The following is a 4,871-nucleotide window of genomic DNA, read 5'->3' on the forward strand; positions in this document are numbered from 1 at the left end:
GCCATGACCGCGAACACCCGGCTCTTGTCCGGCAGATGGAAGTTCACCAGTGGGGCGCCGCGGTCCCAGCGACGCTCCTCCACTCCGGCGTGCGCGGCCAGGTCCCGGATCAGGCTGACCAGCTCCGCGTCCGACCCGGTGATGGGTGGCAGCCGGTAGCGGCTGCCGTCCGCCCGCCTGATGAAGGTCCGATCGCCGTTGATGTTGATGTTCTCGATCGACGGGTCGGCCAGCAAGGGCTCCAGGCCGCCGAGCCCGAGGACCTCGGCCAGCACCTCGCCCTGGACCCGACGCTCGTCCTCGGGCGACAGGACCGGCGCGCCGCGGCCCAGCTGGTCGGTGGTGTGCGCCTCGGTGAGATCAGACAGCACCGTGCGGGCGAACGCTGCCCGCGCGTCCGCCGACAGGGGCGGCGCACCCGCGTCCTCGTCCTCGCGCAGCCGGCGGGCGAGCGCGGCCCGCAGTCCCTCGCGTAGCCGCTCGCGCAGTGCCTGGGCGGCGGACCCCGACGCACGTCCGGGAAGGTCGGTCGGCGCCGGCGCTGGGCCGTCCCAGCGGGCCAGCCCCGCGGGCCAGCCCGCGCCGTTGCCGGCGCTCGGCGCGCGGGCGGGATCGTGCCACGGCGGCCGGGTCATCGCGTCCCCGTCCGCGGCAACGCGACCCGCCCGGCCGCGCCCGCCGTACCCGCGGGCAGGCTGGGTGTCGACGGTTCGGCGGGCACGCTGGCCGCGAGATACGCGGCAAGGCTGGCCGCGGTGCGGCCGAGCTTCGTGYGGCCGATGCCGCCGCGGGTATGGCGCCGGCCGGCGAGCACGCCGGCCGCGGCGGCGTCATACGGCACCGGGCCCAGCACCCGGGGACCCAGCACCCGAGAGATGTCGCCGACCCGGTAGTCCGCCGACCGGTCCGGCTGGGCAACGACCACCACATACCAGGCGGGCAGCGCCCAGCTGTGTATCACCGGCATCCGGGCCGCCAGGTGCGACAGCTCGTCGTCGCGGGCCCGCACGACCAGCAGCAGCACATCCGCCGCATCGAGCACCGGCCGTGCCGGCAGCTGGGCATCCAGGCGGCCACAGTCCATTAGCAACGGCCGGCCCTGCCCGCGTGCCGCGGACCACAGCAGCGACCAGCCGCCACCATCGAGCTCCCCGAGCACTCGGCTGGCCTGCTCGGCACCAGCCGGAGCGGGGATCGCCTGGAGACCACCGGGCAGCTCGTGGACGTGCTCCTCGACCGGGCGGGCCGCACCGCGGCGGCCGGCCGCGGCGAGCGTGACCAGCCCACGGCCGGCCGTCAGCAGCCCGAACCGCGCGCCCAGGTCGCCGCCGGCGGGGTCGGCCTCCACGACCAGCGGCTCCCCGCCGCCGGCCGGCCAGCGATCCGCCAGCGCCAGCGCCAGCGTGGTCGCCCCCGGGCTGCCCTTCAACGACCCGACCGCAATGATCATCAGGCGGTCACTGTCCCGTGCCGTTGACGGTGACGATCCCGATCTGCCCGGCCGGGCTCGCCGCGAGCGCGCGGGCGTCGGCCTCGGCGAGCTGCACCGACACCACCGTCGTCTGATCGGTGTCCTGGGCCGCCACGGCGATGACCGTCGCCGGCCACGAACGGGCGGCACCCGCGGACGCGGTCGACACCGCGCTACTGGCGGGAGCGACGACCACGGAGACCCGCGAGCCGGCCGACAGGCCGGTGGGGAACTGGCCGGCCTTCAACGCCACCGCGGCGATCGCCTCCCCCGGCGGCGGGACCTGCGCGGCACCCACCGCCGCCCAGCTGAGCACCGTGCCGGCCGGCAGGCTGTAGGCGACGGGCTTGCCCAGCACGCTGTCCTTCGACCCGGATGGGATCGTGTCGACGCCGCTGACGGAGATCCGCGCCTCCCGCACGTCGGCGGCCGACAGGACGTGTCCCACCGTCACCGGACGGGCCAGCACCAACACCGCCGTCCGTGAACCGACCCGGGCACCCGCGAGCAGGCCGGCGGCGGCGCAGCCGATCACCAGGACGACCCCGAGCAGCAGGTACGGCAGCCTTCGTCGGCGCCGCGGACCGCCGGTCAGCCGCGCGGCCGGCGCCGCACCAGCGCGCCGGGCGCCGCGCTCCGCGCCGGCGGTCCGCGGCGCCGGGGCGGTCACCACGACGCCTCCTCGCCGCGCGCCCCACCGTGTGGGCATGCCGTCGCGGCTTGTCGGGCCGTGCCGGTCGTGGTCGTCATCAGCCACCGCCTGTCGTGAGCGCGGGAACGTCGATCACCCTGGCCTGCGTCGTCGACACGGTCGTCAGCCCCGGGAAGGCCCCCGCCTGGCCGGCGCCGGCCCAGGTCACGTCCCAGCGCACCGTCGCGGTCACCGTGAACCTCCCACCCGGCGTGTCCAGCGAGCGGTGGCGGTAGGTGTAGCCGCAGTCCGGCGACACGCTCTTCGGATCRGCSCCRKSCGGGWACGGYGTGCCCGGACCGGTACACGTCACGGTYCCGCCGTCSCCGAGYGACCAGGTCACCTGCRCSGGCTTSGCGACSGCAGTSACCGAMACCCCGCCCGCCGCYGCYGTCGCCGCCACCTGATTCCACCCWGCCGCRTCCAGCCACAGCCACGTCGGCAACCCCACCAGCTGATCCRCCRACGGGYTCATYACGATCYGYGGGCCSGGMAGCCGCAGCTGGTTRCGSGCYTGCTCCGCCARCGCYTCCGGGTCCGGCGCGGGAGCCGCCGCCGCATCCGGAATCCACACCGGCGCCCGGTACAACGTGTCCCGTTCACCGCCGGAAGTGCACCGGTAGACGTACCAAGCACCCGGTCCCTGCCCCGGCTGCGACGCCACCGGCCGCACCGACAGCGCCGACGGGCGCATCACCGCTGGCCTCACCACCAGCCCACCCGCGGCGGGCGGCCGATAGGCGACCGGCCGCACGCCGGGGGCCGGCGGCTGAAAGTCGCTGCGCACATACGCACAATCCGCGATCGGCAGCGACGGTTCGTCCAACGCCCGATCGCCCGGCGCAGGCGAGGCCGCCCGTCCCCCGCCCGACGTCCCCGGACCCGCATCGGGAACCGGGGCAGCCCCGCCGTCGTCTCCGGCAAAAAGGTCGCACCCCGGATACGGATTCTGGCTGCACAGCGCCGAGCCAAACTTATCGTCGGCGAAAGCCGGCGTGGCGAACACCCCGAGTGCCACCACCCCAAGCACGAGCAGGACTGCGCCTCGCCGTATCAGCATGATCCCGGATCACCGATCCCGAAGCGGGTGACGCGCCACTTGCCGTCGGTGTGCAGCCGCACCTCGGCGAGAACCTTGTGCAACGCACCCGGTGTGTTGTCCAGCAGCGAACCGTCGGTCCTGTACCGCAACCASTTCCGGGCATCGACACAATCAGCAATCATCACCGATGTAGGCGTTTCTTCCGGACTCGCCGACGTCACCCGGGGACTGTTCACCGGATCGCCCTTGGAGACCAGGCCGTTGTAATGGTCGGCATACAGATCCCGGCTCAGGAACTGCAAAGCATCACCCGAGGCATACTGCGACAGATACGGCGCCTGCCAATCAGACGTATGACTCGCCTGTGCGTAGTCCTTCCACATCCCGAGGTACGCCGCTACCGCATCCTGCCGCGCGATATCCGCCGGCGAGGTCGGCGTGGGCGTCACGGACACGGGTGGAGGGGCGGAGGCAGAGGCGCTCGCRCCGCTGGCCGTCGGGGCGGGCCGCGCACCACCCCCCGCACCGCAGGCCGCGAGAGCCAGCACAACAGCGATCAGGACGCCTGCGCTCACGGACCGCGGCCGTGTACCGCGGCGCCGTTCAGACTGACGAGTCCCGACCTCCACCGTGCTCCACCTMGCAGGTCGTTCCCACGCGGGCGGTCACCCACCCGGACGGGGAAACCTCAGATGACCCTCACCGTCTAGGACTACTCCGGTGGCAGCGATTCGGGGCGTTCTAACTTTGCAGTCCGATCGGCGTCCCAGCATGAAATGACTCAGATGAACTAGAATCATCTAGCCCAATTGGGCTATCCCAGCGAACTGTTGGGATAGCCCAATTGGACCATTGCAGGCGTGCAAGCAGCAGCGGGTTGCCCATTGTTGCGCGTCGGTGGCCCCTGCCTGCTTCTGGCCGGCGGCGGGCACCGATCGGGAGCGGTGCGGCCCTGGGCCGGTCGAGCCGGACGGCCTGCCCGGTCGCTCTGTCACGTCGCGGTCTGTCGCGACAGCTGTGGGTCCTGCGGCACCGCACGCAGGATCTGTATCGCTGGGCGTGGCGAGGGAGGAGGACGGCCGTTCCCTGAGATCCGTGCTGCTGGACGCGTGTCCCAGGACTCCCCCCGATCGCCGGGGCAATAGAGATGCCGGTCTGGGTCAACGGCATCGACTGTCTGACCTCGACCGATCTCCGACCCGCCGAACTGGCCGGGAGAATACAACGGCGCTCATAACACGCCGTTGAATAGTCGGAAATGATCGTGTCGACTTTCCGCATCGGGAGGCTTCCGCTACAGCCACAGATTCCGCCGTCACCGTTGCAACCGCAATTCTCAACCAGGCCGCGACCCCGGGCAGGTAGATCCGCGACGGGTTCCGCGAGGGAATCCGCGGCAGTCGAGAATTGGTGGCGAAGGGGTCCGAGGGCTCCTCGCCCAGGGACGAATCATCCGAGGTTCGGGCGCGGGGATGTCGCGTGCCTATTGGAATTGAAAGCGCTCGGAACCGAAAGAACCGGCATTTCTATGGGGAGGTGATGCCGCCAGGGGTGAACGTCCCGAGATCTATCTTGAGCCGGGTCAGGGTGCAATGCCAGTGAATTAAGAACCGCACCGACAAGATCCACTTCGGTGTATTGATCTTGTTGGTGCGGTTGTCGTCGTG

Annotated in this window: 4 protein-coding genes and 1 pseudogene; all 5 read right to left on the bottom strand. The window is 71.8% G+C overall.

Annotated elements, in window-relative coordinates:
- Window positions 1-635, bottom strand: a pseudogene (locus KBI5_RS23910) (CpaF family protein); the annotation flags it as partial.
- Window positions 632-1,450, bottom strand: a complete 819-nt coding sequence (locus KBI5_RS23915) for a hypothetical protein (protein ID WP_085016554.1) — start codon at window positions 1,448-1,450, stop codon at window positions 632-634. The pseudogene KBI5_RS23910 and the gene KBI5_RS23915, both read right to left, overlap by 4 nt.
- Before the next feature lie 7 nt (window positions 1,451-1,457).
- A complete protein-coding gene (locus KBI5_RS23920) occupies window positions 1,458-2,144 on the bottom strand; it encodes an SAF domain-containing protein (RefSeq protein ID WP_085016557.1) in 687 nt (228 codons plus the stop codon).
- Window positions 2,145-2,220: 76 nt separating this feature from the next.
- Window positions 2,221-2,421, bottom strand: coding sequence for a hypothetical protein (locus KBI5_RS28260; RefSeq protein WP_241883155.1), 201 nt, complete (start codon window positions 2,419-2,421; stop codon window positions 2,221-2,223).
- Window positions 2,422-3,215: 794 nt separating this feature from the next.
- Window positions 3,216-3,659 (bottom strand): hypothetical protein, encoded by a 444-nt coding sequence (locus KBI5_RS27245; RefSeq protein WP_241883156.1) that lies wholly within the window; start codon window positions 3,657-3,659, stop codon window positions 3,216-3,218.
- Between the last annotated feature and the right edge of the window lie 1,212 nt (window positions 3,660-4,871).

This window comes from Frankia sp. KB5 (assembly GCF_002099325.1).
GTDB classification, from domain to species: domain Bacteria; phylum Actinomycetota; class Actinomycetes; order Frankiales; family Frankiaceae; genus Frankia; species Frankia casuarinae.